The sequence below is a fragment of the Streptomyces sp. NPDC004752 genome (assembly GCF_053601275.1).
Map to the genome: position 1 here is coordinate 34,183 of NZ_JBSGBN010000002.1, position 24,620 is coordinate 58,802.

Sequence of the window (24,620 nt, forward strand, 5' to 3'; positions counted from 1 at the left end):
TTTCTTCACGACGACTACTTCACGTCGACTACTTCGACTACCTCACGTCGACGAAGTCGCCCGCGGCGTTGACCGCCGGGGTGGTCGAGGTGCCCGCGAAGCTGTAGCGGAAGTAGCCGTCGACCGTGGCCTTGGTGGTGGTCTTCAGGTAGCCCGTCGAGCTCGACGTGATGGTCTTCAGCGTGTTGTAGGTGCTGGAGCCCTTCTTGCGGAACTGGAGCTTCACCGACTGGCTGGCGTAGCCGTGGTACTTGTTGTCGTCCCAGCTGGCCCGGGTCAGCTTGCCGGTGACCGTGATGGTCTTGCCCTTCTTGACCGGCTCCGGCGAGGCATCGACCGTCAGCTTGGAGTTGCGCTGGAGCTTGGTGGTGGCCAGAGCGTCCTGCTCGGCGTAACCGATCTTGCTCCAGTCGATGTTGTCGGAGGTCGGGTCCTGGCCGTTGAAGTCGATCGCGTAACCGACCGCCTTCCAGCTGGTGGCGTCCGCGTTGGTGAGCTCGAAGTCCGGGTAGACGTCGATGGTGCCCTTGCAGGTGGCCTTGGTCGCCGAACTGGCAACGCAGGTCGGCCAGTCGTCGCCCATCAGGATGTTCTTCGGGTCGCTGTACGAGCCGCGGTAGAGCTCGACGTCCAGCACGAAGTCGGAGGCGTTGAGGTCGATGTCGGCGGCGTGCGTGACGGTGTAGCTGACCGGGACCCGGACCTTGTTGGTGGTCCCGACGACGATCGGCTTGCCGTTGTTGATCTTCACGTTGGAGAAGGAGAGATCCAGCGCGTAGGGCACGCCGGTGTCCTGGGCACCCGCGGTGCTGAACGCGGACTTGCCGACGGCGGCCCGGTGGGCGGCCTGCGCGGCCTTCACGATGTCGTCGCGGTCGTACGAGGATCCGCCGACGGCGTGCGCCGCCGGAACGGCGAAGGCGGACAGGGCCAGGGCGCCGGTGACGGCGGCCACGGTGGCACGAATGCGCATGCGTTCCCCTGTAGGGAGAGGGGCCCCGTCGGCGGTCGTCGCACACGGCTCCTCGCCGTGGGGCCCAGTGATCGTGGAGTCTGTTGACTCAGGTGATCAGATCCACGACAGCAGGCGATGGTTGTACGGAAACTAAGGAAAATGTGAGGGAGCCGCCAAGATCACGGAGACACCCGGAACGACCAAACGCCGGGCAGGGCCGGAGTGCTGGGCGGGGCTTGGGCGCAGGGCGGGGCTTGGGCGCAGGGCGCCGCTCGGGCGCAGGGCGCCGCTCGGGCGCAGGGAGCCGCTCGGGCGCAGGGAGCCGCTCGGGCGCAGGGCGGGGCTTGGGCGCGGGGAGCCGCTCGGGCCGCCAGGCAGGGCCGGGCCGCCAGGCAGGGGCCCGGACAGCGGGCACGGCCCGGACAGCGGGCACCGCAGGGCCGGGCTGCCGGGTACAGCCCGGACGGCGGGCGGTGCTCGGACGCGGGCGGTGCTCGGACGCGGGCGGTGCTCGGACGCGGGCGGTGCTCGGACGCGGGCGGTGCTCGGGTGAAGTCGGCAGGCTCCGGCATCGTGCGGCTTTCGGGTCCGGGCGGAACTGCCACGGCCCCGCCGCCCGGAGTGGTTCGGGGGCAGGGCCGTCGGACAGGGCGTACGGCGCGGATCGGGGGGTGGCGCGGGTCAGTCGAACCAGCGGTCGCGGGCCAGTTCCTCCGTGCGGGACGGGTCCTCCAGCAGGGCCGCGACCTCGAAGCGGCGCGGCCACTGTCCGGCCGCCCAGGCGAGCCCGGCGGCGACGCCCTCCAGGGTCGCGGCGTGCAGGACGCCGTCGGCCGTCAGACGCCAGTCGATCTCGACGCCGTCGACCACGAGTTCCTCGTGCTCGACATAGCTGCCGGGGGTGCGCGGGCCGAGCAGCGCCCGCACCGCGTCCGGCACCTCGTGCTCGGCGCCCGCCGAGTCCACCCGCCCGGTGACGGACTCGCTCAGCCGCCGCACCTGGAAGAGGTCGGCCAGCTCCGCGGCCCGGGCGGGCCGCACCGGCAGCAGCGGGACGCCCGCGGTGAAGGGCAGCAGATCGGGCGAGTCCACGACCACGGCGTCGGCCGCGTCCACCACCTCGACCCGGCCGTCCACGACGGCCCGCAGCTCGTCCGGCAGGGTCACCTGCTCCGGGTCCGACTCGGCCAGTGCGCCGTACAGTCCGTGCAGTTGGGCGGGGGTGACGGGCCGCCCCGGGTCGGCGAGCCGGTCCAACAGCTCGACCGCCCCGCCCGGTTCGTCCAGCAGCGCGGCGACCGAGGTGCGCACACCGAGCGCCCGCAGCACCTGCTCGTCTTCAAAACCGGTCGCGTCGGCCTCGTCGTACAGTCCGCGCAGCAGCGGATCGCCACCCGCCGCGAGCAGCCCGGCGGGCCGTCGGCCGTCCAGCACCGGATGCCCGCGCAGCCACCACGCCGTGTAGGGCCGTACCACCTCGTGGGTGCCGTCCGGCAGCAGGATCCGCACCGGCTGGGTGAGCGCGTCGCGCAGTGGCGGGCGGGCGAGCAGCGCCAGGGCCTCGGGCCAGTGGTCGTCATCGATGAGGTCGAGATCGCGCACGGCGACCAGTTCGGTGGCGACCGGGGGCACCGGGGTGTCCGGGAAGCGGTCGAGGACGTCCTCGCACCACACGTCCACGGCGTCCAGCAGGCCCGCGTCGTCCGGTTCGGCGAAGTCCCCTTCGCGGGGCTCCAGTTCATCCGGGTCGAGGACCACGTCCGTGGCCCGCACCAGCGCGAAGTCGGCCAGCACACCGCAGGCGGCCAGCGGCTGTTCGCCCCACTTCTGGGCCAGTTCGCCGTCCACGGCGGCCAGTTCGTCCTCGCGGATGACCCGGGCGAACGGGCTGCCGGGCAGCACCAGTTCACCGGCGGGGGCGAGTTCGCCGTCCTCGTCGGGCAGCGCGAGGGCGCCCAGCCAGGGCTCGTCGCCGGGTTCCAGGCCGGCGTCCCGAACCAGGGCGAGGACGGTGTCCGCCAGTTCCTCGGCGTCCGGCGCGTCCTCCTCCCAGCCGACGCCGCCCTCCTCGTCCAGGGAGGCGGCGACCGCGGCGCGCACCTGGGGCGTGGTCAGCACCGCACGCGGGGTCGCGGGCAGCGCGCCGAGCTTCTCCAGGATCGGATGCGCGGCGTCCGGGTGCGCGACCTTCAGGCCGAGCCGGGCGAGCGTCCCCGGATCGATGCGGGCGGCGTCCGGGGTGGGCAGCAGCACCTGCCGGGGGCCGATGGCGGTACGCCCCGCCCCCGCCCCGGAGCCGAAGCCCTGGGCGGTGCCCCCGGCGAGCGGGACGGGCAGCCCGGAGAGCCGGTCCGGGTCCACCCCGGCCAGGCTGTCGTACAGCCGCCGCCACCAGCCGGGCTCCTTGTCCAGCCCGGCCAGCCGGTCGATCGCGTCGGCGAGCGGCAGCCGGGCGACGCCCAGCGTGCGCAGCTCCACCCGGCGTTCGAGGCCCGCGGGCAGCAGCGTGGGCAGCACCTCGGCGAGCACCTGCACGGTGTCGGCGCCCGCGCCCTCGACGATCTCGGCGTCCCGGGGGCGCAGCGTCTCGGGGAGGTCCTCGGCGTCGTCCTCCTTGGCCTCGGCGGCCGGAGGCAGGAACGCGGTACGCGGGAGGCGGTCCAGGATCGCCTGGCGCAGCGCACCGTCGAGTTCGCCCTTGCCGAGCGGCCCGGGCACCAGGTCGATGATGCCCTCGGTCACCGGCCGCCAGCCGGCGAGGAGTTCGGTGTACGTGTCCGCCGCCCGCTGGACCAGGAAGTCGGTCAGCGGGCCCGGCGCGGCGTGCCGGCGGGTGGTGTCCAGCGGGAAGGAGGCGATCAGCAGGGCGGGGACCCCGAGGGGCTCGTCGCTGGGGGTGGGGGCGTGCACGACGGGCGCGGTACGGGGGCGGACCGGGGCGCCGTCGTGGCCCACCGGCACCGCCCAGGTGACCGACCAGTGCGGGCGCAGACGTTCCTCGACCGGGCGGTCGGCGAGCAGGTCGGGGGTGAGCGGGCCGTGCGCGGCGACGGTACGCCAGTGGGTCGTGCCGTCGCGTGAGTCCGCGACGACCGTGCCGGATCCTTCGGTGCTGCGGCGCAGGGTGCGCGGGGCGTCGCCGTCGATCTCGACGACGACCTCCGCCAGGCCGGGCAGGGCGAGCAGCAGGGCGTCGTCGACGCCGTGCAGGAGCCGTTCGGCGAGGTCGGCGGCGGCCGCATCGCGCAGCGGCAGGATGACGACCGTGTCATACGGGTCCGGGGCGGTGCCCTCGGCGGCGAACGGCAGGCGCAGCAGCGGAACGTGCCCGTCGCGGCGCCGGATCTCGTCACCGAGGCCGGGGCCGCGCCGGGCGGTGTCGGCGGCGAGTTCGCGGGCCTCGGCGAGCGACCAGCGGACGCCGCCGTGCCGGCCGACGACGGCGGGCTCGTCGGTGACGGCGAGCACGGCGGCGAAGCCGACGCCGAAGCGGCCGACGGCGCCGTGCCCCGCGCCGGTGTCGTCGGTGTCGCCCCTTTCATCCGTGTCATCGCGTTTGGCGGAGGCGCGGAGGGTGGCGAGCGATTCGACGCCGGCCGCGTCCAGGGGGGCGCCGGTGTTGGCGGCGAACAGCACGCTGTCGCGGAGGGTGAGGCGGAACCGGCCGGGCACCCGGGCGCGGGCCGCGGCGTCGGCGGCGTTCTGCGCCAGTTCGATCACGAGTCGGTCACGGTAGCCGCCGAGGACGAGGTCCTCCTCCGCGTTGGCGTCCTCGCGGAAGCGGGCGGGGCTGGTGGCCCAGGCGTCGAGGACACCGCGGCGCAGACGGGCCGTGCCGAAGGGGTCGGCGCCCTCGGCCGCGGGCCGCACGAACTTGCTCACGTTCACTCTCCTCGTCGGTGGGTGACGACGAAGGTACCGCTCCTGCGGCACCGGGGCGCCAGGTCCGGTCGGGCGAACGGCGAACCGGCGCCACAGTGTGCTGCCAAGGTAGCTCCGAGCACCCGCGCACGGCCCCCTCACAGGCGTACCCGCCCAGCTCTGGCAGCAGGGCAGCACGACGAGCTGATGTGCGCCGGGCGCCATAAACACGCTCCAGCGCCGTGAGCGCACTCCGGGGCCACGGGCGGGCCCCGGCCCCACGGGCGCGCCTCGGCGCCACCGGTGCGCGGTGGGCGCGTCTCGGCGCCGCGAGCGTGCGGTCGGCACGGAGCAGCGGGTCCTCGGAACGGGCCCTGGAGACTGCCCGAGTTCCGCCATCGACTCGTCGGCGTAGCGACGTGGCTCCGAGCACGCACACGCCCCCTGGCAGGCGTACACGGCCGACCCCGGCAAGCAACCGCGAGCTGATGTACGCCGGGGCGCCATGGACACGCTCCAGCGCCGTGGACGCGCTCTGGCGCCATGAGCGCACTCCGGCGCCGTAGGCACACCCCGGCGCCATGAGCACGCCTCGGCGCCGTTGGTGCGCGGTGGACGCGTCTCAGTGCCACCGGCGTGCGGTAGGCGTGGGGCGGCGGGGTCTCGGAGTGGGGCTAGGAGTGGCCGAGTTCTGCCGTCGACTCGTCGCTGAGCGCCGGTACCGAGCCGGAGTCCGGTGCCGGGCGCAGTGGGAAGGGGTCCACCCTGGTCTCGTCGATCACCGGCGCCGCCGGCTGGGGCGGCTTGGGCATGACGGCCGCCTCGGAGTGGCCGCCGCAGCCGTAGGCGAGGGAGACCACGCGGCCGTCGGCCGGGGCGAACTCGTTGGCGCAGACGCCGAATGCCTGGCCGAGGGAGCCGCCGAGGGGCAGCAGGAAGCCGCAGCTGACGCAGGGCGCGGGCGCCGCCTGGGCCATCGGCGTCCCGGGGCCGAACGCCTCCTCCCAGCGGTCGGCGGCCAGGTGCAGGCCGTAGCGGGACAGGATCCGGGCTCGGCGCATGCCGAGTTCCTCCGCCACCGCGGCGATCGAGCCGCGGGACGGCGACGTCGGCAGTGTCGCGGGGGCGCCCGCGGTGACCTCAGCGTCCTCCGCCTCGGCCAGTTCCGCCATCTCCGCGGAGACGGCGGAGTGCACCGGGGGCTCGTCCCCGCCGGAGTAGCCCTCCTCCAGGCGCAGGTCCTCGGACTCCGTGGGCAACAGGTCACCGGGGCCCAGATCGCCCGGGCGCAGCCGCTCGCTCCACGGCACCCACTCGGGGGCGAGCAGCGCGTCGGGGCCGGGCAGCAGCACCGCCTCGTCGAGGGTCACCACCTTGGCGCGAGAGGCGCGGGCCACGGTCACCGCCCAGCGCCAGCCCCGATAGCCCAGTTCCTTGCACTCGAAGAAGTGCGTGACAACACGGTCGCCCTCGGATACCAGCCCGGTGTGCTCGCCGACCACGCCGGGCGCGGCCGCCTCCTCCGCTGCGGCGCGGGCGAGGTCGACGGCCTCGGCGCACAGGCGGTCGGGGGTGCGGCTTCGCGTTGTCGCTGCGCTCACAGGTATCGCTTCTCTCCTACGCCGTCTCACGGGTGCGCGGGCCTGAAGGCGGTGGGGCGGACGGAGCGGACCTGTGGGCCGCATCGACGTCCGCGTCCGATCGCGCTCGGGCGCACCTCTGCCATCCATTCTGCGGGATGGCTGAGATACGCACGCTACCTGTTCATGTGCGCTCGGCCTACACCGACGGCCCCTTCACCGTCTCCCGGCACCATTTCCCACCCGCCCTCGGGCGCTCGACCAACGGTCCCGCAGGCGCTCGACCGACGGTCCCGCGGGCACTCGACCGACGGTGACGTCACCGACTCGCGCGGCCACAAGTGCTCTAGGAACAGGATTCTCAGGGCACTATGAACGTCGTGGCAGCCGCGAGGTCGCCCCAGGGCACCGCCCGCGCCGGCGGGCTCAGGGGGAACAGTCGAGGTGGCGGTGCGGGCCGGATGGGCGGTGCCGTCCGCGCGGTCGGCCGTGCCCTGCACCTCCCGTTCGCCGGCGCGGCCCGCGGGATCAGGCGGGCCACACACGCGCACGGCGCCGGGGAGTCCGGGCTCGGCAAGCTGATCGAGCTGCACGCCGTCAACGGCGCCGGCGATGTGATGATCACCGTGGCGCTCGCCTCCACCGTGTTCTTCTCGGTGCCGACGGACGAGGCCCGCGGCCGGGTCGCGCTCTACCTCGCGATCACCATGGCCCCGTTCACCGTCCTCGCCCCGGTGATCGGCCCGCTGCTGGACCGGCTGCCGCACGGCCGGCGCGCCGCGATGGCCGCCGCGATGCTGGCCCGCGCCCTGCTGGCGCTGATCATCTCCGGGGCGGTCGCGAGCGGCAGCCTGGAGCTGTATCCCGCCGCGCTCGGGGTGCTCGTGGCGTCGAAGGCGTACGGCGTGGTCCGCAGCGCGGTCGTGCCCCGGCTGCTGCCGCCCCGCTTCTCGCTGGTGAAGGCGAACTCCCGGGTCACCCTCGCCGGGCTGCTGGCCACCGGGTTGGCCGCCCCGATCGGGGCCGGACTGCACGCCGTCGGCGACCCCTGGCCGCTGTACGGCGCCTTCGTGATCTTCGCGGCGGGTACGTTCCTGTCGTTCTCGCTGCCGCGGAAGGTCGACTCCGCCAAGGGCGAGGACATCGCCCTGCTCGCCGCCGACGCGGAGCATCTGCACGGCCCGCGCCGGGGCGGGGCCAGACGCCCGGGACTGCGCACGGTCGGCCCGGCCGTCACCTATGCGCTGGGCGCGAACGCCGCCCTGCGCTGCCTCTCCGGCTTCCTGATCTTCTTCCTCGCCTTTCTGCTGCGCGAGCACCCGCTGACCGGCGAGAGCGCGGCGGTCTCGCTGGGGATAGTGGGCGTCGCGGCCGGCGCGGGCAACGCGCTCGGCACGGCGGTCGGGGCCTGGCTGCGGTCCCGCGCACCGGAGATCATCATCGTGACCGTGGTCGCGGTGGCGCTGGGCACGGCGGTCGTAGCCGCGGTGTTCTTCGGCGCGTTCCTGGTGGCGTGCCTGGCCGCGGTCGCCGGGTTCGCGCAGGCGCTGGCCAAGCTGTGCCTGGACGCGCTGATCCAGCGGGACGTGCCGGAGCCGGTCCGCACGTCGGCGTTCGCGCGTTCGGAGACGCTGCTGCAGATGGCGTGGGTGTTCGGCGGCGCGGTCGGCATCGTGATGCCGCTCAACGGCTCTTTGGGCCTGGCCGTGGCCGCCGTCCTCGTGGCCGCGGGCTGGCTGACCACCCTGCGCGGGCTGCTCGAATCGGCCCGGCACGGCGGGGCGGCGCGGCCGCGGGTGGCGTAACGAACCGGGCACGCCGCCCCCAGGTGGGGGGTCCGGTAGGGGTGCCCGATAGCCTTCGGCCATGACCATGCAATCCGCCTCGCGACGCCGCCGCGCCGTCGCCGCCGTCGGCGCCGTTTGCGCCGGACTGCTCGTCCTCACGGCCTGCGAAAAGCCGACCCCGATGGCCACCGTCACCGTCGGTACCAACTCGGCCAGCTCCGAAGCCACCTGCTACAACGACGGCAAGGCCCTGGACACGGCCGCCCTCGCGAACTGTCTCAAGGACACCGGTATCAAGTCCATCTCGGTGGACCCGGACGAAACCGTCCGTTTCGGTGTCGACCCGAAGGTCGCGGACAGCGGCTGGACGATCCTGATGAACGGTCAGCCGCTCACCGAGTCCAGCACCAAGACCTACCGCACCATCCCCGGCAGCGTCTTCTTCAACGCCCAGTACGGCGCGCAGGGCAACTCGACCCTGGTGTCGGTCAAGGAGGGCGACAAGTCCGTCAAGGGACTGTGGTCCTTCAAGCTGAAGAAGGTCTCCTGACCACGTCCGGGATGCGTTTCCTCGTGGCCACCGCGGTCCCCGCCGAGCGGGACGCGGTGGCACGGGCGCTGCCCGGCACCGCGCGCGAGGTGCGCCTGCCGGGCTGCACGCTCCACCGGATCACCGGCGCGCACGGCTACGACCTGCTCGCCGCGGGCGTCGGCCCCGCCCTCGCCGCCGCCTCCACCGCCGCCGCCCTCACCGCCGCGGCCCTGGACGGCTCCCCGTACGCCCTCGTCGTCTGCGCCGGGATCGCCGGCGGCCTCGGGCCCGGGGCGCCCGTCGGATCGCTCGTCGTCGCCGACGAGATCACCGCCGCCGACCTGGGCGCCGAGACCACCGACGGCTTTGTCCCAGTCACCGAACTGGGCTTCGGAACCGTCAACCACCGTCCACCGGAAACACTCGTACGGGACGTGACCGCGGCGACCGGGGCGCCCGCCGGGACCGTACTCACCGTCTCGACCGTGACCGGGACCCAAGCCCGCGCCGACGCGCTGCGCGCCCGCCACCCCCGGGCGCTGGCCGAGGCCATGGAGGGTTTCGGGGTGGCAGAGGCGGCGGCCGCGCACCGGGTACCCGTCCTCGAAGTACGCGCGGTGTCCAACCCCGTCGGACCGCGCGACCGCGCCGCCTGGCGCATCGGCGACGCCCTCACGGCCCTCACCGAGGGCTTCGGGAAGCTCGCGCCCGCACTGGAGAGTTGGAACCCATATGAGCCCTGAGAGCCGACCGCTGCAGATCGCCTACTCGCCCTGCCCGAACGACACCTTCGTCTTCGACGCCCTCGCCCACGGCCGGGTCCCCGGCGCGCCCGCGCTCGACATCACCTTCGCGGACATCGACATCACCAACGGCATGGCCGAACGCGGCGAGTTCGACGTGCTGAAGGTGTCGTACGCGGTGCTGCCGTACGTCCTCGACAGCTACGCGCTGCTGCCCTGCGGCGGCGCGCTGGGCCGGGGCTGCGGGCCGCTCCTGCTCACCCGGGAGGCGGACGGTGGGGGTACCTCCCAGGTCGAGCGAAGCCGAGAGCTCGGGGGACTCACCGGCCGTACGGTGGCCGTGCCGAGCGAGCGGTCGACGGCCTATCTGCTGTTCCGGCTGTGGGCCGCGGACACCCTGCCGGAGGGCGTCGGCGAGATCGTCGTCATGCCCTTCCACGAGATCATGCCGGCCGTGCGGGACGGGAAGATCGACGCGGGGCTCGTGATCCACGAGGCGCGGTTCACCTACCAGAGCTACGGGCTGCGCAAACTCGCGGACCTGGGCGAGCACTGGGAGGCCACGACCGGGCTGCCGATCCCGCTGGGCGCGATCGTCGCCAAGCGGTCGCTGGGCGCGGACACGCTGCGGCTGCTCGCCGAGTCGATCCATACGTCCGTACACGCCGCCTGGGACGACCCGGAGGCATCCCGGCCGTATGTCATGGAGCACGCCCAGGAGATGGACCCGGCCGTCGCCGACCAGCACATCGGGCTGTACGTCAACGAGTTCACGTCGAACCTCGGCGAGGACGGGTACGCGGCGGTCCGGGGCCTGCTCACCCGCGCGGCGGCCGAAGGGCTCGTCCCGCCCCTCGGCCCGACCGCGCTCGACTTCCCCTGACGGGCCGCTCCCCCGGCGGGACTACACGTCCAGTTGGTCGGCGACCGCCCGCAGCAGACCGGCGATCTTCTTGCCGGACGCCTTCTCGGGATAACGGCCCTTCTCCAGCATCGGTGTGATGTTCTCAAGGAGGGTCGTCAGGTCCTGCACGATGGAGGCCAGCTCGTCCGGTTTCTTGCGTTGGGCCGCCGCGACCGACGGGGTCGGATCGAGGAGGACCACCGACAGCGCCTGGTCGCCCCGTTGACCCGCGACCACGCCGAACTCCACCCGCTGCCCCGGCTTGAGCGCATCGACTCCGGCGGGGAGAACCGAGGAATGCACGAAGACGTCACCGCCGTCGTCGCGGGAGAGAAAACCGAAGCCCTTCTCGCTGTTAAACCACTTGACCTTGCCCGTCGGCATGGGATGTGACCTCGTCCTCGGTGTGTCGGAGCCGGATGGCTCATGGGAAACGGCGGAGACAGTGTGTGCCTGGCTCAGTCACTTGACGTTGCCGGTAGGCGAGTCCGTCCCCGTTGTCGTGCTCGTACTCGTCGGAAAACTGCTGGTGAAAACGGCTTTTGATAGCACTCGGGCGGGTCCGTCCCTGACCCGCCGGTACCAAGGCTAATGGTCTTGGGGCGGGTGACAAGACGTCGCCCGGTTGTTCCTTCGCGCTGGGAACTACCCTGGTCCGGTGCGTGACAAAACCCAACCGAATTCCGCCGCGCCCGGGGACGGACTGATCCGCGCTGGTGCCGTGGTCTTCTTCCTCGGCGCCGTGGCCACTCTTGTGACCGTGGCACCGCTGTTCCTGGGCGCGAAGCCTTTTCCGACCTATATGTTCGGCCTGAGCATGCTCATGGGGGTCGGATTCCTCGTGGCCGGCGCGGGGGTCCTGCGGTCGATCGCGGCCGGACGGCGTCAGGCGCGGGGCGCCTCGCGGTAGCCGGCCAGCCAGCGCGGGAAGGCGGACAGGTCGTCGAGGACGACGTCCGCGCCCGCGGTGTGCAGTTCCGCCGCGTCGCACGGGCCGGTGGGCACGGCCACGCTGAGGGCACCGGCGGTGCGGGCGCCGCGTACGTCTCCGACGTGGTCGCCGACGTACACGCTCGCGCCGTGCTCGCGCAGCGCCTCCGCCTTGCGCTCCGCCCAGAGGTCGCCGACGACCGCGTCGGGTTCCATGCCGAGGTGGCTCAGGTGCAGCTTGGCGTTCGGCTCGTACTTCGCGGTGACCACGATCGCCCGGCCGCCCGACTCGCGCACCGCCGCGATCGCCTCGCGGGCGCCGGGCATCGCGGGGGTCGCGGCGATGGCGATCGCCGGGTACATCGCGCGGTACAGGTCGGCCATGGGGGCGACCTGCTCGGCCGGGAACCAGTGGACCAGTTCGTCGGCGAGCGGCGGCCCGAGCCGGGTGATGGCCAGATCGGCGTCGATGTAGGTCCCCGTCCGCTCCGCCAGCGCCGTGTAGCAGGCGTGGATGCCGGGCCGGGAGTCGATCAGGGTCATGTCGAGGTCGAACCCGACGGTCAGCGCACGCGAACTCATGTCCGCCATTGTGCCCACCGCCGCCGACATCCCACCGCCCCGCCCCTCCGGGGCACCCGACACGCCGAAGCAGCCGGGTCGGTTGTGCGACACCGCGCGGCGTGACGTCCCGTACGCGCGACGTCCCGTACGAGGGTGCCCCTTGGGTGCCCCTCCGCTCCCTGCACGGCACCCGAAGGCACCCGACACCTCGTCGAGGCCCCGCCGCAGCAGCAGAAGCAACCGGAGCAGAAGCAGCAGCAACAGGAGCAACAGGAGCAGCGGGTGCGGCTAGTGGCGGCGTTGGGAGCGCCAGAGGAGGTAGGCGGCTGAGGCCAGGGCTGCGGCCCGGACCACCCAGGGCCAGGTTTCGGCCAGGGCGTCGCTCATGTGGCCCTGGGCGATGGGGTCGCCCCAGCGGCCGTCGTTCCTGCCCCACAGCCAGACCAGGCCGCCCACGAGCGCCAGACCGGGCAGGCCCATGACGGCCCACTTGCTCTCCGCCGCGGTGAGGCGACGGGAGCCGTAGGCGATGAGCCAGCCGAGGATCAGCGCGTACCAGATGCCGAGCACCGCCCCGGCGACCAGGGCCGCGGCGGCGAGCAGGAGCAGTGGGTTGGTCCAGCCCGCGGCGGGGCGGGGCAGCGCCAGCCGGCGGCGCGGGGGTGGGTCGGCGGTCTCGGGGGCGGTGGGCTCGGGGGCCGGTTGGGGCGCCGTCTCCCCCTTCGCGGCCTTCTGCTGCGCGGGCTCTTTCGCCTCGGGCGCGGGTTCCCTCGGTGGCGGCTTGAGGAGTTCGGGGATCTCCACGCCCCCGACGAACCCGGGCACGCTGTCCCCGGCCCCGAACGGGCTGTCGTCCACCCGCCACCAGTCGGGCTGCAGCGTGCTGTCGCCGAGTTCGTCCTCGCCGGCGAGGTGGGGCGGCGACGGGGCATCCGAACGGGCGGGCGCCGCCGGCTCGGCCGGCCGCGGACGGGGCACGACCCGGCGCAGCCCCTTGCCCTTCTCCCGCGGGCTCTTCTCCCGCGGCCCCGTCTCCCCTGGGCCCTTCTGACCCAGCAGCCCGTTGGGCCCCAGCAGCCCCTTCGGCCCCAGCAGTCCCTTCGGCTCGGGCTCGCGCGGTGCGGGCTGCACGGGCACGGCGGTGGACGGCGGCTCGGGCACCCCGCTCCCTGCGCCCGCCGCCGCGACGACCTCGTCCGGCGTGCCCAGCCGGGCGAGGATGCGGTGCACGGCGGCGGGACTGTCCACGGCGGCCGTGGCCCGGTGCCGGTCGATCTCGTCGCGCAGCCCGGACACCAGGCGCATGCGGTCGGCCGACGGCAACTGGCGCTGCTGCGCGATGTCACCGACGCGGCTCAGATACTCGTAGACGACCCGGTCGCTCTCGATACCCACGAAGTCCCCTCCGGGGCCGGTGCGTTGAATACCCCGTCGGGACGACGGTAGCGCAGGCCGCGCTCACGTCGGCTCGCACACCAGCGGGTAGCGCGTCTCCGAGCAGGGGCGGTTGCCGTACGCGCGCAGGATGTCCTTGCCGCCCTGGTCGGTGAGGTAGCGCAGAAAGGCGGCGGCGATGGAGCCGGCGGGCGGTTCGCCGTAGGTGTAGGCGTACTCGGTCTGCCAGTACGGGTAGCTGCCGTCCTCGACGCCTTCCAGGGTGGGCCGCATACCGCCGATGGAGAGCTTGACCAGATCGCCGGTCGGCACGCTGTTGACCTCGCTGTAGCCGAGGGCGCCGGGGGTCGAGGCGGCGGTGTCCAGCAGGGTGTCGGTGCTGTCGACCTCGCAGACGCCGGGCTTGTCGTGGTCCAGGGCCGCGCAGTCGTCGACGTCGGCCTCCGGGACGGACTTGTGTGCGAGGACCCGTTCTTCGAGGGCGTTGCGGGTGCCGGAGCCGCGATGGCGGTTGATGAGATGGATGGGGAGGTTCGCGCCGTTCACCGTGGACCAGTTCTTGATCTTCCCGGCGTAGATGTCGCGGATCTGCTGGAGGGAGAGGGTGCTGACCTTGGCGTCCTCGTTCACGACGAGGGTGAACAGGGAGTAGACCACCGGCCGGGGCAGCAGCCGGGGGTGGCCGGGGCCCGCCGGGCCGTCGGTGAACGCGATGTGGTCGCCGAGTCCCTCGACGCCCGAGATCTTGGCGTTCTCCCCGGCCTTCTCCAGGGTGGCGAGACCGTTCCCGCTGCCCTGGAACGGGTCGTCACCGACGAGGATCCGCGCTCCCTTGGCCGCACACAGCCGCTCGTACTCCTTGGCGGCGGCCGTGGCCGCGGGCCCGAAGGCGGTGGAGCCCGTCAGGTGCAGGGTGCCGCCGACGCAGTCCAGCGGTGCGGGCCTGGCGGGCAGGAACAGGGTCAGGCTCGCCTGGAGCACGGCCGCCGCCGCCAGCAGGGCCATGCCGACCAGCGCCGGCCTGGAGGCGAAGGTGTGACTCTCGGTGTGGGCCAGCTTGAGCCGGGCGAGCCAGCGCAGCCAGGCGAGGGAACGGCTGCTCCCGCCGGTCACCTCGGCCTGGAACTCCGGATCGGGGAACGGCGCGTGCGGGCTCCCGGACCGGCGTTCCAGCACCGCCAGCACCTTGTAGTGGGCGCCGGGGTTCAACGTCACCTTCGGCAGCCTGATGACGCCGGAGCCGTCCTCCTCGTCGATGCCGAAGCCGTCGGTCTCCCGGGTGACCCCGCCCCGGGTGATGACGAAGAAGTGGCGCAGCGCGGGCTGGCTGAGTTCGGTCACCGCCATGCCGACGACCCGGCGGTCCCGGAACAGCACCCGGATGCCGGTCTTGTCCTCGGCGGGGGTCAGGTAGTCCCCGGCGACGATCTCCCGCCAGCCGGCGTTCTCGATCCGCACCAGCACGAACGACGGCTCGTCCAGCGGCCTGCCGTCGTTGTGCATGCGCGCCAGTACGTCGGCGCTCGGCGCGTGGGCGGTGTCCGTGGCCAGGGTGTCCATCTGGAGGCGGTAGCCGAGCCGCTTGCGGCGGATGACCACGAACTCCCATACGAACGCCAGCACAGGAATGGTGACGCTGAAGATCGCGACGACGTTGTTGAAGTCGAGCTCGACGCCGAAGAGTCCCACGACCGGTTCCCCCGATTCCCCCGTTTTCCCCGAATCCCCTGGATCCCCTGGATCCCCTGGATCCCCCGAATCCCCATGGCCCGTCGCACAGTTGACTTCGCGCGGTTGCCCGGGAGCCCAGGGTGACGACTGTGCGCCGAGTGCTGCCAGGGCTGGCGCAATCCCCCCGCTGAAGTTCATCCGGCGGACATCTGCGCAACGTTCCGTTCTCCCGGCGGTCGCCCCTTGCCCGGTGCGGGGGACCGAAGTGCCAGCGGCATGTGCTCCCGGTGCCGACCCCGCACCCGCTACCGTGGGTCGGATGAGCAACCCGGCAACACCGCCGCGTTCCCTCGCGGAGGCGCTCCGCGCCAGGGACGACGCCTCCCTGGCCGCGCTGCTGCGCAGCCGACCCGACCTCATCACCCCCGTGCCCACCGACCTCACCCAGCTCGCCACCCGGGCGGGCACCCGGGCCTCGGTGCTGCGTGCCCTGGAGCGCCTCGACCTGTTCGTGCTGCAGACGGCCCAGGCCCTGACCGTGGCGGCGGACCCGGCGTCCTACGACGAGTTGCTCGGCCTGATGGCGGGCGACGCCGGCGACCGGGCCGTCGCCGCCGCCCTGCCCGACGCCCTCGCCACCCTGCGGGAACAGGCCCTGGTGTGGGGCGGCGACGACCGGCTGCGTCTGGTCCGCACGGCCCGTGAGGTGCTCGCCCCGACCCCGCGACATCCCTCCCCGACCGGCCTCGGCCCGTCCGTGCGGGAGGCCGGCGCGGGCATGTCGCCGGGCCGGATCCAGGAGATCGTCACGGCCGCGGGCCTGGCCTCGACCCATGACCCGGTCTCCGCGCTGGCCGCGCTCTCCGCCCTGTTCACCGACCGCAGGCGGATGGCCGCGCTACTGGCCGGGGCCCCGGCGGAGTCCCGCGAGGTGCTGGCCCGGCTCGTCTGGGGGCCGCCGTACGGCCAGGTCACCGCCGAGCCCGCCGCCCATCTGCGCTGGCTGCTCGACCGTGGTCTGTTGCTGCCGACGACGCCCGGCACGGTCGTACTCCCCCGCGAGGTCGCCCTGCATCTGCGCGCGGGCCGCGCTCATCGTGCGCCCGAGGCCGTACCGCCGCCGGTCCGGACGGCGGCGACGCATCCCGCGCAGGTCGTGGACGCGACGGCGGCCGGGCAGGCGTACACCGCGCTGGCGACCGTGGAGGAGCTGCTGAAGGACTGGGACGCGGGCGGCCCGACGGTGCTGCGGGCCGGTGGGCTCAGTGTCCGGGACCTGAAGCGGACGGCCGTCGCCCTCGACGTGTCCGAGCCGGTCGCCGCCTTCTGGGTCGAACTGGCCTACGCGGCGGGCCTGCTGGCCTCCGACGGTGAGGTCGACGAGCGGTACGCGGCGACCCCGGCCTACGACGAGTGGCTGGCGCTGCCCCCGGCCGCGCGCTGGGCGCGGCTCGCCGAGGCGTGGCTGACGGCGACCCGGACGCCGGGTCTGGTCGGCGGGCGGGACGCCAAGGACCGTACGTTGGCGGCGCTGGGGCCGGGGCTGGACCGCTCCGCGGCGCCCGAGGTGCGGTACCGGGTGCTGGGGCTGCTGGCCGCGCTGCCGGAGGGCGCCGCGCCGGACCCGGAATCGGTGCTGGCCCGGCTGCGCTGGGAGCGTCCGCTGCGCGGCCCGGTGGGTGCCCCGGCGCAGCCGGGCGGCCGACCGCAGGGCGGCGACGAAGACCTGCGCTCCCGGATCGCGCGCTGGACGCCGACGGAGGCGGAGCTGCTGGGCATCACCGGCCGTGGCGCCCTGTCGGCCCACGGCCGCGCGCTGCTCGGCGCGTCCGAATACGGGGGCGCAGCCGAGTACGGGGCCGCAGCCGAGCGCGGCGAGACAACCGCGCGTAGGGGCACAACCGCGCGCGGGGGCGTCTCTGCTGCCTCCTCCGCATCCGCGCCGGTGCCGAGGTCGGCGTCGGCGTCGGCGTCCGTACCCGCGCCGGTGCCGACGCCGAGCGGCGTTCATCGCACCGGCGGCGGCCCGGCCGACGGGCCCGGGGACAAGCTGCCCGCGCACCACCATCGGCGCCCGCCCGCGCCCCGCGAGCCCCTCTCCCCGGCCGAGCGGGCGGCGGCCTCCGCCGCCGCTGCCGGGCTGCTCGCGCCGCTGCTGCCCGAGCCGCTGGACCATGTCCTGCTCCAGGCGGACCTGACGGCGGTGGCACCGGGGCCGCTGGAACGGCCGCTGGCCGCGACGCTGGGCGTGCTCGCGGACGTCGAGTCGAAGGGCGGCGCGACGGTCTACCGCTTCACGCCCGCCTCCGTGCGCCGCGCCCTGGACGCCGGCCGAACCGCCGCCGACCTGCACGCCTTCCTCGACGCGCACTCCCGCACCCCGGTCCCGCAACCGCTGGCGTACCTGATCGACGACGTGGCCCGCAAGCACGGCCGGCTGCGGGTGGGCGCCGCCTCCGCGTACGTGCGCTGCGACGACGACACGCTGCTGAACGAGATCCTCGCCGACCGGCGGTCGGCCGCCCTGCGGCTGCGCCGACTGGCGCCGACCGTGCTCGCGACGCAGGCCGACCCGACGACGCTCCTGGAGGGCCTGCGGGCGATGGGCTACGCGCCCGCCGCCGAGTCCGCCGAGGGCGATGTGCTGATCGCCCGCGCCCACGCCCACCGCACCCCGCCCCGCACGGCCCCCGAGCCGGTCCCGGACGGCCCGCCCACCCCCGACCCGACCCTGCTGTCCGCGGCGATCCGCGCGATCCGCGCCGGCGACCTGGCCGCCACGACCCCGCGCAAGCCCGCGGGCACCCCCATGGCGGGCGGCGACCTTCCGCGCACCGACTCAGCCGAGACCCTGGCCACCATGCAGGCCGCCGTCCTGACGGGCGAGGCCCTGTGGATCGGGTACGTGAACGCCGAGGGCGCCGCCAGCCAGCGCGTCATCGCGCCCATCCGGGTCGAGGGCGGCTTCGTGACGGCGTACGACCACACGGCGGACGAGGTGCGGACCTATCCGCTGCACCGGGTCACCGGGGTCGCGGAGCTGGCGGACGACTGAACCGCGGCCCGCCGTGATCACCCACCGGTAGGGCACACTGGACGTTTGGCCGAGACTGTGGCCGTACGGGACGGGTTCGTCTCTTTGATGCCATCGGTTTCTGCTGTGCCGGGCAGCAGCGCACGGTTGTCAGGGGCGCGTGGCGATGATGGCTTCGGTGCGTACGACTTCGCCGAAGTCGCCGTCGGGGTGGAACTCGCTGAGTGCCTGGCGAAGGGTGCGTTCGAAGGCGTCCTTGCGGCCGATGAGGTTACCGACGCCGGGTCGCATGCGCCGACGCGAGCGCGACCGCTCTGATGCTCGGCGAGCTGCATGACCTCCGCGGGTCGACCGTCGAACGCACGAGCCGGTCGATCTTGAAGAACACGATCACGTCCAGCTCGGCGAGCCGGGTCAGGACCCGTTGCAGTTCCGGTCGGGCGAAGCCCCGAAAGCCCGAGAGAAGCCGCAGACATCGATGTCTTCCTCGACGGCTATGACGTCCCAGCCACATGCCTCGCACAGCACCTCGCACGCCGCGCGCCGGCGCTCAGGAGAAGTCGTCTCGTCCGTTTCACGCGATAGGCGAACATGGATAGCGGCGCGCATCCCGGGCGCGCCGGCCGGTACGCCCTTTCGGCGCCGGCACGGGACATGGCCCGAGCCGTGACAGGTGTGGTGTCTGTCACGCTGACGATCCTATTTGCGGAGGTATGTGTGTCCTGCCTGATCGTCCAATCCGACAAGACCCTGCTCCTGGAGGTCGACCACGAGCGGGCCGATGACTGTCGTCGGGCCATCGCGCCGTTCGCCGAGCTGGAGCGGGCGCCGGAGCATATCCACACCTACCGGGTGACCCCGCTCGGGCTGTGGAACGCGCGGGCGGCCGGGCACGACGCGGAGCAGGTGGTCGACGCGCTCGTGCAGTACAGCCGCTACCCCGTGCCGCACGCGCTGCTCGTGGACATCGCCGAGACCATGGACCGCTACGGGCGGCTGACCCTGACCAAGCACCCGGCCCACGGTCTCGTGCTCACCAGCAGCGACCGGCCGGTCCTGGAGGAGGTGCTCAGGTCCAAGCGGATCGCGCCGCTCGTCGGGGCCCGGATCGACCCCGACACCGTCGCCGTGCACCCCTCCGAACGCGGCCAGATCAAGCAGCTTCTGCTGAAGCTGGGCTGGCCGGCCGAGGACCTCGCCGGGTATGTGGACGGGGAGGCGCACCCGATCGAGCTGCGCGAGGTCGGCTGGGCGCTGCGGGCCTACCAGAAGCAGGCCGTGGAGAACTTCTGGCACGGCGGGAGCGGGGTCGTGGTGCTGCCGTGCGGTGCGGGCAAGACGCTGGTCGGCGCCGGGGCGATGGCGCAGGCCAGGTCCACCACCCTGATCCTCGTCACCAACACGGTCTCGGCGCGGCAGTGGAAGCACGAGCTGGTGAAGCGGACCTCGCTGACCGAGGACGAGATCGGGGAGTACAGCGGTACGCGGAAGGAGATCCGGCCGGTCACCATCGCCACGTACCAGGTGCTGACCACGAAGCGGAAGGGGATCTACCCGCATCTGGAGCTGTTCGACTCCCGTGACTGGGGGCTCATCCTCTACGACGAGGTGCATCTGCTGCCGGCCCCCGTCTTCAAGTTCACGGCCGATCTCCAGGCCCGCCGCCGGCTCGGGCTGACCGCGACGCTGGTGCGCGAGGACGGCCGCGAGTCGGATGTGTTCTCGCTCATCGGGCCCAAGCGGTTCGACGCACCGTGGAAGGAGATCGAGGCGCAGGGCTATATCGCGCCCGCCGACTGCGTCGAGGTCCGGGTGAACCTGACCGACTCCGAACGGCTCGCGTACGCGACGGCGGAGACGGAGGAGAAGTACCGCTTCTGCGCGACGACCGACACCAAGCGCCGGGTCGCCGAGGCGCTGGTGCGCCGGTTCGCCGGGCAGCAGATCCTGGTCATCGGCCAGTACATCGACCAGCTCGACGAGCTGGGCGAGCACCTGAACGCGCCGGTGATCAAGGGCGAGACGTCCAACGCGCAGCGCGAGAAGCTGTTCGGCGCGTTCCGTGAGGGCGAGATCAGCGTGCTCGTCGTGTCCAAGGTCGCCAATTTCTCCATCGACCTGCCGGAGGCGACGGTCGCCATCCAGGTGTCGGGCACCTTCGGCTCCCGGCAGGAGGAGGCCCAGCGCCTCGGACGGGTGCTGCGCCCCAAGGCCGACGGGCACCAGGCCCACTTCTACTCCGTGGTGGCCCGCGACACCATCGACCAGGACTTCGCCGCACACCGCCAGCGGTTCCTGGCGGAGCAGGGGTACGCCTACCGCATCGTGGACGCGGACGAGATCCTGGCCGAGACCTGAGCCGCGACGCGTGCGCCGCGCAGTGCGCCGCCCCCGTGTGCCGCCCTGTGTCGCACCCGTCGCCCACGGTGGGCCCCCGCCCGGTGGACGGCTCGGGGAGGGCGGCGCGCTGGGTGCCGGCGGCTGGGACTACGTCCGTGCCAGTGGTGGGACTACGTCCCTGTCAGTGGTTGGGACTACGTCACCGCGTACGAGGGCAGCGCCGCACGGAGCGGCCGTCGCCGGGCGCCTTCGAGGAACCGCCAGCCCGGTCAGCGGAGGTCTTCGAGGAACCGGGCACCCGAGAGCCGACGTTCCTCGACGAGCGCGCCCTGCCGTGGACCGGTGTCTCCGTCGTGCTGTCCACCGACGGTCTGCCGACCCACCTGGGAGTCTTCGAGTACTCGGCAGGCTGAGCGGTGCCGCAGGGCGACGGCCGCGGTCAGCAGGGCAAGGGCGAACAGGGGGTAGGGGGAGGCAAGGGGCTGCTGCCACCAAGGGAGGTGGAGGTCCAGGTCGCCCTCGTGCGGCAGCAGCCACATGGTGCGGGCGGTGAACACGGTCGCCGTCAGCGCCGCGAGACGGACGCGGCCCTCCGCGAGGAGTACGGCGATCAGCGGGACGCACCACACCCAGTGGTGGGACCAGCTGATCGGCGAGACCAGCAGGGCGGTGCCCGCCGCCAGCAGGATGCCGTGCCCCTCCCGCCTCGCCCGCGCCGCCGCCCACAGGCCCGCGACGGCCACGGCGGCGACCGGGAGCGCCCACGCCGGACCCGGCGCCGGATCGCCGGCCGCCCGTGCGATCAGGCCCGGCAGCGACTGGTTGTCGACGATCCAGACCTTCCCCACGCGGTCGGTCTCGAAGAGCCGTCCGGTCCAGAAGTCGATGCTGGCCGCCGGGAGCAGGACCGCGCCGACGGCGAGGGTCCCGGCGAAGCCGGCCGTGGCCGTCGCCGCCTCCCGTCGGCGCCCGGTCAGCAGCAGGTGGACGACGAAGACGGCCGGGGTCAGTTTGATCCCGGCGGCCACGCCCAGCGCGAGCCCCTTGGCGCGGGCGCCCGGCGGGCGGGTGAGATCCCACAGGACGAGGCAGGCAAGCGCCAGGTTGATCTGGCCGAACAGGACCGTCTGGAAGACCGGTTCGAGCCACAGGGCCAGCGCGGTGGCCGCGCACACCAGGGGCGCCCGGGCCGTGCGGCCCGCGAGACGGGCCGAGAGGACGACGAAAGCGGCGAGCAAGAGCGCGTTGCCCGCGACGAAGGCCGCCTTCATGGCCGGGACGGGGATCCAGGTCGCCGGCACGAACAGGACCGCCGCGAACGGCGGGTACGTCGCCGGGAGTTGCCACTCGGTGACGGTGAAGCCGTACAGGTCACCGCCGTGGACGACGGCCTCGCCCTCGGCCCGGTAGACCAGCGCGTCGGCCATCGGGGCGCGTTGCAGGACGCAGAGGGCGGTGAAGGAGAGGAGGGACAGGGTCAGGAGGAGATAGGGCGTCACCGTCCGTTGTGCCACGGAGGTGAACCTAGGGGTTACTTACGGCGAACGCCCGCTTCCTCGCCGTACTCGCCGAGGATGACGACGCCGAACGCCGCCTCCGCGAACACCTTGAGGGCGCGGAGGGCGTTGCCCAGGCGGTGGTGGTGGGTACCGACGACGGCCGTGGCGCCGGCCGGACCGGAGGGGGTTGGGTGGATGGTTGCAGCGCTCATGTCTCCATGGTGGAACGTCGGGCATGACATCGTCATCGGTCTCCGGAGCCAATCCCCGACGCCCTCACGTACCCCTCCGGAGGGACCCGCTCCCCCCAGCCGGGGTGGAGACAACCCCTAGGGGACGTAAAGCAGCGGCTTCCGCCAGGGGGACGTAATCATCGGCTTCCGCCGGCAAGCGCAGAAGCAGCGGCTTCCGCCGGGGAGCGTTCAAGATCAGCGGCTTCCGCCGGGGGCGTAAATGCATTGGCTTCCGACCGGGCCTCGTCATTAGAATCTCCGCTCTTGCCCGCCTCCCTCCCGGAGTGCCGCCGTCCGGCCGGAAACCGGACGGCTCCCCGTCACGCAGGCGCGCCCGTGCGCGCACTGTCCGTGCACCCGCCCATGCAGCAGTCCGACCGGAGGCACCACCTTGTCCACGCCCGCCCGCGATCCGCTGGACGACCCACTCGACGATCCGCCGGCCGACCCGCTCGCCCGGGAACGTTCCCACCTCGCCGAGTCCCGCGCCGCCCTGCGCTCCATGCGTGAGGACGTCGAGTCCCTCGACATCCGCGACGTCACCGCGAACTGGGTCAACGCCGAGGCGCTGGCCCACCAGATCGACGAGCGCATCAAGGCGCTGGCCGACCTCAGCGACACCCCGCTGTTCTTCGGCAGGCTCGACTATCTGACCCCTCCCCCACTCCCGGCTTCGCTCCAGCGGGAGGACCCCGACGGCGCGGACCGGGCCGAGGGCGCGGCGGGCGAGCGGTTCTACATCGGGCGGCGGCATGTGCACGACGCCGAGGGCGATCCGATGGTCATCGACTGGCGGGCGCCGGTGTCGCAGCCGTTCTACCGGGCGTCCAAGAAGGACCCGATGGAGATCGCGCTGCGCCGCCGCTTCGGCTACACCGGCGGCGATCTGACGGCGTACGAGGACGAGCGTCTGTCGGACCCGGCGGAGGCGGCGCGCACCAGCAGGCTGCTCCAGCAGGAGATCGAGCGGCCGCGTGTGGGCCCGATGCGGGACATCGTCGCCACGATCCAGCCCGAGCAGGACGAGATCGTGCGCTCCGGTCTTGGCGGCACGGTGTGCGTCCAGGGCGGTCCGGGCACCGGGAAGACCGCCGTCGGCCTGCACCGGGTCGCCTATCTGCTGTATGCGCACCGGGAGCGGCTGGCCCGCACGGGCACCCTGGTGATCGGGCCGAACCGGTCCTTCCTGCACTACATCGAGCAAGTGCTGCCCGCGCTGGGCGAGTTGGCGGTGCGGCAGGCCACCGTCGACGACCTGGTCGGGCAGGTGGAGGTGCGCGGCACGGACGAGCCGGCGGCCGCGGTCGTCAAGGGCGACGCACGGCTGGCCGAGGTGCTGAGGCGGGCCCTGTATGCGCAGGTGACGATGCCGACCGAGCCGGTCGTGGTGGTGCGGGGTTCGCGGCGCTGGCGGGTTCCGGCGTACGAACTGGAGGACATCGTCCGCGAGTTGCTGGCCCGGGACATCCGGTACGGGGCCGCCCGCGAGGCCCTGCCGCAGCGCATCGCGCATGCCGTGCTGGTGCAGATGGAGCGGTCGGGCGAGGCGCCGGACGACCGGGTGCAGGACGCGGTGGCCCGCAACAGCGCGGTGAAGGCGGCGGTCAAGGCGATCTGGCCGCCGGTCGATCCGGCGAAGCTGGTGCTGCGGCTGCTGACGGACGCGGACTTCCTCGCGGCGCACGCGGACGGGCTGCTGTCGCCGGACGAGCAGAAGACCCTGCTGTGGTCGAAGCCGGTGCGCAGCGTGAAGTCGGCCAAGTGGTCGGCCGCGGACGCCGTGCTGGTGGACGAGGCCACCGATCTCGTGCAGCGTACGCACTCGCTCGGCCATGTGGTGCTGGACGAGGCGCAGGATCTGTCCCCGATGCAGTACCGGGCGGTGGGCCGCCGCTGTACGACCGGCAGCGCGACCGTGCTCGGCGACCTGGCGCAGGGCACCACGCCGTGGGCGACCCGGAGTTGGGACGAGGCGCTGGCGCACCTGGGCAAGAGGGACGGCGTGGTCGAGGAGCTGACCGCGGGTTTCCGGGTGCCGACGGACGTCATCGCGTACGCCTCCCGGCTACTGCCGCACATCGCGCCGGGCCTCACGCCGGTCGCGTCGGTCCGGGAGAACCCGGGCTTCTTCGACCTGCGCGCGGCCGACGGCACCGGCGATGTGGTCGCGGCCTGCGAGGAGTTGCTGCGCAACGAGGGTTCGACCGGTCTGATCGCGGCCGACGCGCGCGTCCCGGCGCTGGCCGAGGCGCTGGCGGCGGCCGGGATCACCTATCTGGCACCGGGCGAGGAGACGACGCGGGAGACCCGCCTGACCCTGGTCCCGGCGTCCCTGGCCAAGGGCCTGGAGTACGACTATGTGGTCCTCGACGAGCCGCGGGCCGTGGTCGACGCCGAACCGGACGAGCGCACCGGCCTGCGCCGCCTGTATGTGGCCCTGACCCGAGCGGTATCGGGCCTGATCATCACCCACACGGCCCCCCTCCCACCCCAACTGACCTGACACCGGAACACCGCGCGGGCGGAAAAGCCGGGAACGGCGGGAACGGCGGGGAAGAAACCCCGCACCCGCCCGCGCACAGGGCCATCACA

General features: G+C 73.3%; 19 protein-coding genes. 8 read left to right on the top strand and 11 right to left on the bottom strand.

What is annotated here, in order from left to right:
* Positions 1-37: 37 nt before the first annotated feature.
* The 3 genes from ACWEKM_RS01165 to ACWEKM_RS01175 form a co-directional block, all read right to left on the bottom strand.
* A complete protein-coding gene (locus ACWEKM_RS01165) occupies positions 38-973 on the bottom strand; it encodes a hypothetical protein (RefSeq protein WP_451619049.1) in 936 nt (311 codons plus the stop codon).
* Positions 974-1,636: 663 nt separating this feature from the next.
* A complete protein-coding gene (locus tag ACWEKM_RS01170; protein ID WP_451619050.1) occupies positions 1,637-4,837 on the bottom strand; it encodes a sacsin N-terminal ATP-binding-like domain-containing protein in 3,201 nt (1,066 codons plus the stop codon).
* Between the two features lie 653 nt (positions 4,838-5,490).
* Positions 5,491-6,417: a DUF3027 domain-containing protein gene (locus tag ACWEKM_RS01175; protein ID WP_451619051.1), complete on the bottom strand. Its 927-nt coding sequence runs from the start codon at positions 6,415-6,417 to the stop codon at positions 5,491-5,493.
* A 359-nt stretch (positions 6,418-6,776) separates the two neighbouring features.
* Between ACWEKM_RS01175 and ACWEKM_RS01180 the strand changes: the two genes are divergently transcribed.
* From ACWEKM_RS01180 to ACWEKM_RS01195, 4 genes are all read left to right on the top strand, one after another.
* Positions 6,777-8,201 carry an MFS transporter gene (locus ACWEKM_RS01180; RefSeq protein ID WP_451619052.1) on the top strand — a complete coding sequence of 475 codons (1,425 nt, stop codon included), beginning with the start codon at positions 6,777-6,779 and terminating at the stop codon, positions 8,199-8,201.
* Positions 8,202-8,262: 61 nt separating this feature from the next.
* Entirely contained in the window at positions 8,263-8,733 is a 471-nt protein-coding gene (locus ACWEKM_RS01185) for a DUF2771 domain-containing protein (protein WP_451619053.1), read from the top strand.
* An 11-nt stretch (positions 8,734-8,744) separates the two neighbouring features.
* Positions 8,745-9,458 carry a futalosine hydrolase gene (locus tag ACWEKM_RS01190; protein ID WP_451619054.1) on the top strand — a complete coding sequence of 238 codons (714 nt, stop codon included), beginning with the start codon at positions 8,745-8,747 and terminating at the stop codon, positions 9,456-9,458.
* Positions 9,448-10,341, top strand: coding sequence for a 1,4-dihydroxy-6-naphthoate synthase (locus ACWEKM_RS01195; protein ID WP_451619055.1), 894 nt, complete (start codon positions 9,448-9,450; stop codon positions 10,339-10,341). The genes ACWEKM_RS01190 and ACWEKM_RS01195 overlap by 11 nt, the downstream gene beginning before the upstream one ends.
* Before the next feature lie 21 nt (positions 10,342-10,362).
* Here the strand turns inward: ACWEKM_RS01195 and ACWEKM_RS01200 are convergent, their stop codons facing one another.
* Positions 10,363-10,746 (bottom strand): cold-shock protein, encoded by a 384-nt coding sequence (locus tag ACWEKM_RS01200; RefSeq protein WP_451619056.1) that lies wholly within the window; start codon positions 10,744-10,746, stop codon positions 10,363-10,365.
* A 274-nt stretch (positions 10,747-11,020) separates the two neighbouring features.
* Here ACWEKM_RS01200 and ACWEKM_RS01205 point away from each other — a divergent pair, with 274 nt between their 5' ends.
* Positions 11,021-11,272 (top strand): hypothetical protein, encoded by a 252-nt coding sequence (locus ACWEKM_RS01205; protein ID WP_451619057.1) that lies wholly within the window; start codon positions 11,021-11,023, stop codon positions 11,270-11,272.
* Here ACWEKM_RS01205 and ACWEKM_RS01210 read toward each other — a convergent pair.
* From ACWEKM_RS01210 to ACWEKM_RS01220, 3 genes are all read right to left on the bottom strand, one after another.
* A complete protein-coding gene (locus tag ACWEKM_RS01210; RefSeq protein ID WP_451619058.1) occupies positions 11,248-11,883 on the bottom strand; it encodes an HAD family hydrolase in 636 nt (211 codons plus the stop codon). The two genes, ACWEKM_RS01205 and ACWEKM_RS01210, sit on opposite strands and share 25 nt — an antisense overlap.
* A 261-nt stretch (positions 11,884-12,144) precedes the next feature.
* The gene (locus tag ACWEKM_RS01215) at positions 12,145-13,251 is read right to left on the bottom strand and encodes a hypothetical protein (protein ID WP_451619059.1); all 1,107 of its coding nucleotides are present in this window, start codon (positions 13,249-13,251) and stop codon (positions 12,145-12,147) included.
* 63 nt (positions 13,252-13,314) lie between these two features.
* Positions 13,315-14,940, bottom strand: a complete 1,626-nt coding sequence (locus tag ACWEKM_RS01220) for a substrate-binding domain-containing protein (RefSeq protein ID WP_451619060.1) — start codon at positions 14,938-14,940, stop codon at positions 13,315-13,317.
* 301 nt (positions 14,941-15,241) lie between these two features.
* On the opposite strand from ACWEKM_RS01220, the gene ACWEKM_RS01225 reads away from it, so the two are divergent.
* Positions 15,242-17,977 (top strand): helicase-associated domain-containing protein, encoded by a 2,736-nt coding sequence (locus tag ACWEKM_RS01225; RefSeq protein ID WP_451619061.1) that lies wholly within the window; start codon positions 15,242-15,244, stop codon positions 17,975-17,977.
* 129 nt (positions 17,978-18,106) lie between these two features.
* On the opposite strand, the gene ACWEKM_RS01230 is transcribed toward ACWEKM_RS01225, so the two are convergent.
* Both ACWEKM_RS01230 and ACWEKM_RS01235 read right to left on the bottom strand, forming a co-directional pair.
* The gene (locus tag ACWEKM_RS01230) at positions 18,107-18,247 is read right to left on the bottom strand and encodes a hypothetical protein (protein WP_451619062.1); all 141 of its coding nucleotides are present in this window, start codon (positions 18,245-18,247) and stop codon (positions 18,107-18,109) included.
* Positions 18,228-18,470 carry a recombinase family protein gene (locus ACWEKM_RS01235; RefSeq protein ID WP_451619063.1) on the bottom strand — a complete coding sequence of 81 codons (243 nt, stop codon included), beginning with the start codon at positions 18,468-18,470 and terminating at the stop codon, positions 18,228-18,230. Before ACWEKM_RS01235 ends, ACWEKM_RS01230 begins: the two co-directional genes overlap by 20 nt.
* Before the next feature lie 203 nt (positions 18,471-18,673).
* On the opposite strand from ACWEKM_RS01235, the gene ACWEKM_RS01240 reads away from it, so the two are divergent.
* Positions 18,674-20,314: a DNA repair helicase XPB gene (locus tag ACWEKM_RS01240; protein WP_451619064.1), complete on the top strand. Its 1,641-nt coding sequence runs from the start codon at positions 18,674-18,676 to the stop codon at positions 20,312-20,314.
* Positions 20,315-20,565: 251 nt separating this feature from the next.
* On the opposite strand, the gene ACWEKM_RS01245 is transcribed toward ACWEKM_RS01240, so the two are convergent.
* On the bottom strand, positions 20,566-21,723 hold the full coding sequence (locus ACWEKM_RS01245; protein WP_451619203.1) for a glycosyltransferase 87 family protein: 1,158 nt from the start codon (positions 21,721-21,723) through the stop codon (positions 20,566-20,568).
* 104 nt (positions 21,724-21,827) lie between these two features.
* On the bottom strand, positions 21,828-22,007 hold the full coding sequence (locus ACWEKM_RS01250) for a hypothetical protein (RefSeq protein WP_451619065.1): 180 nt from the start codon (positions 22,005-22,007) through the stop codon (positions 21,828-21,830).
* A 412-nt stretch (positions 22,008-22,419) separates the two neighbouring features.
* Here ACWEKM_RS01250 and ACWEKM_RS01255 point away from each other — a divergent pair, with 412 nt between their 5' ends.
* Positions 22,420-24,531 (top strand): HelD family protein, encoded by a 2,112-nt coding sequence (locus ACWEKM_RS01255; RefSeq protein ID WP_451619066.1) that lies wholly within the window; start codon positions 22,420-22,422, stop codon positions 24,529-24,531.
* Positions 24,532-24,620 lie beyond the last annotated feature (89 nt).

Excerpts from the sequence above, each read along its gene's own strand:
- ACWEKM_RS01185 (WP_451619053.1), top strand. The coding sequence starts at position 8,263 with ATGACCATGCAATCCGCCTCGCGACGCCGCCGCGCCGTCGCCGCCGTC.
- ACWEKM_RS01225 (WP_451619061.1), top strand. The coding sequence starts at position 15,242 with ATGAGCAACCCGGCAACACCGCCGCGTTCCCTCGCGGAGGCGCTCCGC.
- ACWEKM_RS01200 (WP_451619056.1), bottom strand. The coding sequence starts at position 10,746 with ATGCCGACGGGCAAGGTCAAGTGGTTTAACAGCGAGAAGGGCTTCGGT.
- ACWEKM_RS01235 (WP_451619063.1), bottom strand. The coding sequence starts at position 18,470 with ATGTGGCTGGGACGTCATAGCCGTCGAGGAAGACATCGATGTCTGCGG.
- ACWEKM_RS01190 (WP_451619054.1), top strand. The coding sequence starts at position 8,745 with ATGCGTTTCCTCGTGGCCACCGCGGTCCCCGCCGAGCGGGACGCGGTG.
- ACWEKM_RS01230 (WP_451619062.1), bottom strand. The coding sequence starts at position 18,247 with ATGCGACCCGGCGTCGGTAACCTCATCGGCCGCAAGGACGCCTTCGAA.
- ACWEKM_RS01210 (WP_451619058.1), bottom strand. The coding sequence starts at position 11,883 with ATGGCGGACATGAGTTCGCGTGCGCTGACCGTCGGGTTCGACCTCGAC.
- ACWEKM_RS01250 (WP_451619065.1), bottom strand. The coding sequence starts at position 22,007 with ATGAGCGCTGCAACCATCCACCCAACCCCCTCCGGTCCGGCCGGCGCC.
- ACWEKM_RS01165 (WP_451619049.1), bottom strand. The coding sequence starts at position 973 with ATGCGCATTCGTGCCACCGTGGCCGCCGTCACCGGCGCCCTGGCCCTG.
- ACWEKM_RS01245 (WP_451619203.1), bottom strand. The coding sequence starts at position 21,723 with ATGGCCGACGCGCTGGTCTACCGGGCCGAGGGCGAGGCCGTCGTCCAC.
- ACWEKM_RS01195 (WP_451619055.1), top strand. The coding sequence starts at position 9,448 with ATGAGCCCTGAGAGCCGACCGCTGCAGATCGCCTACTCGCCCTGCCCG.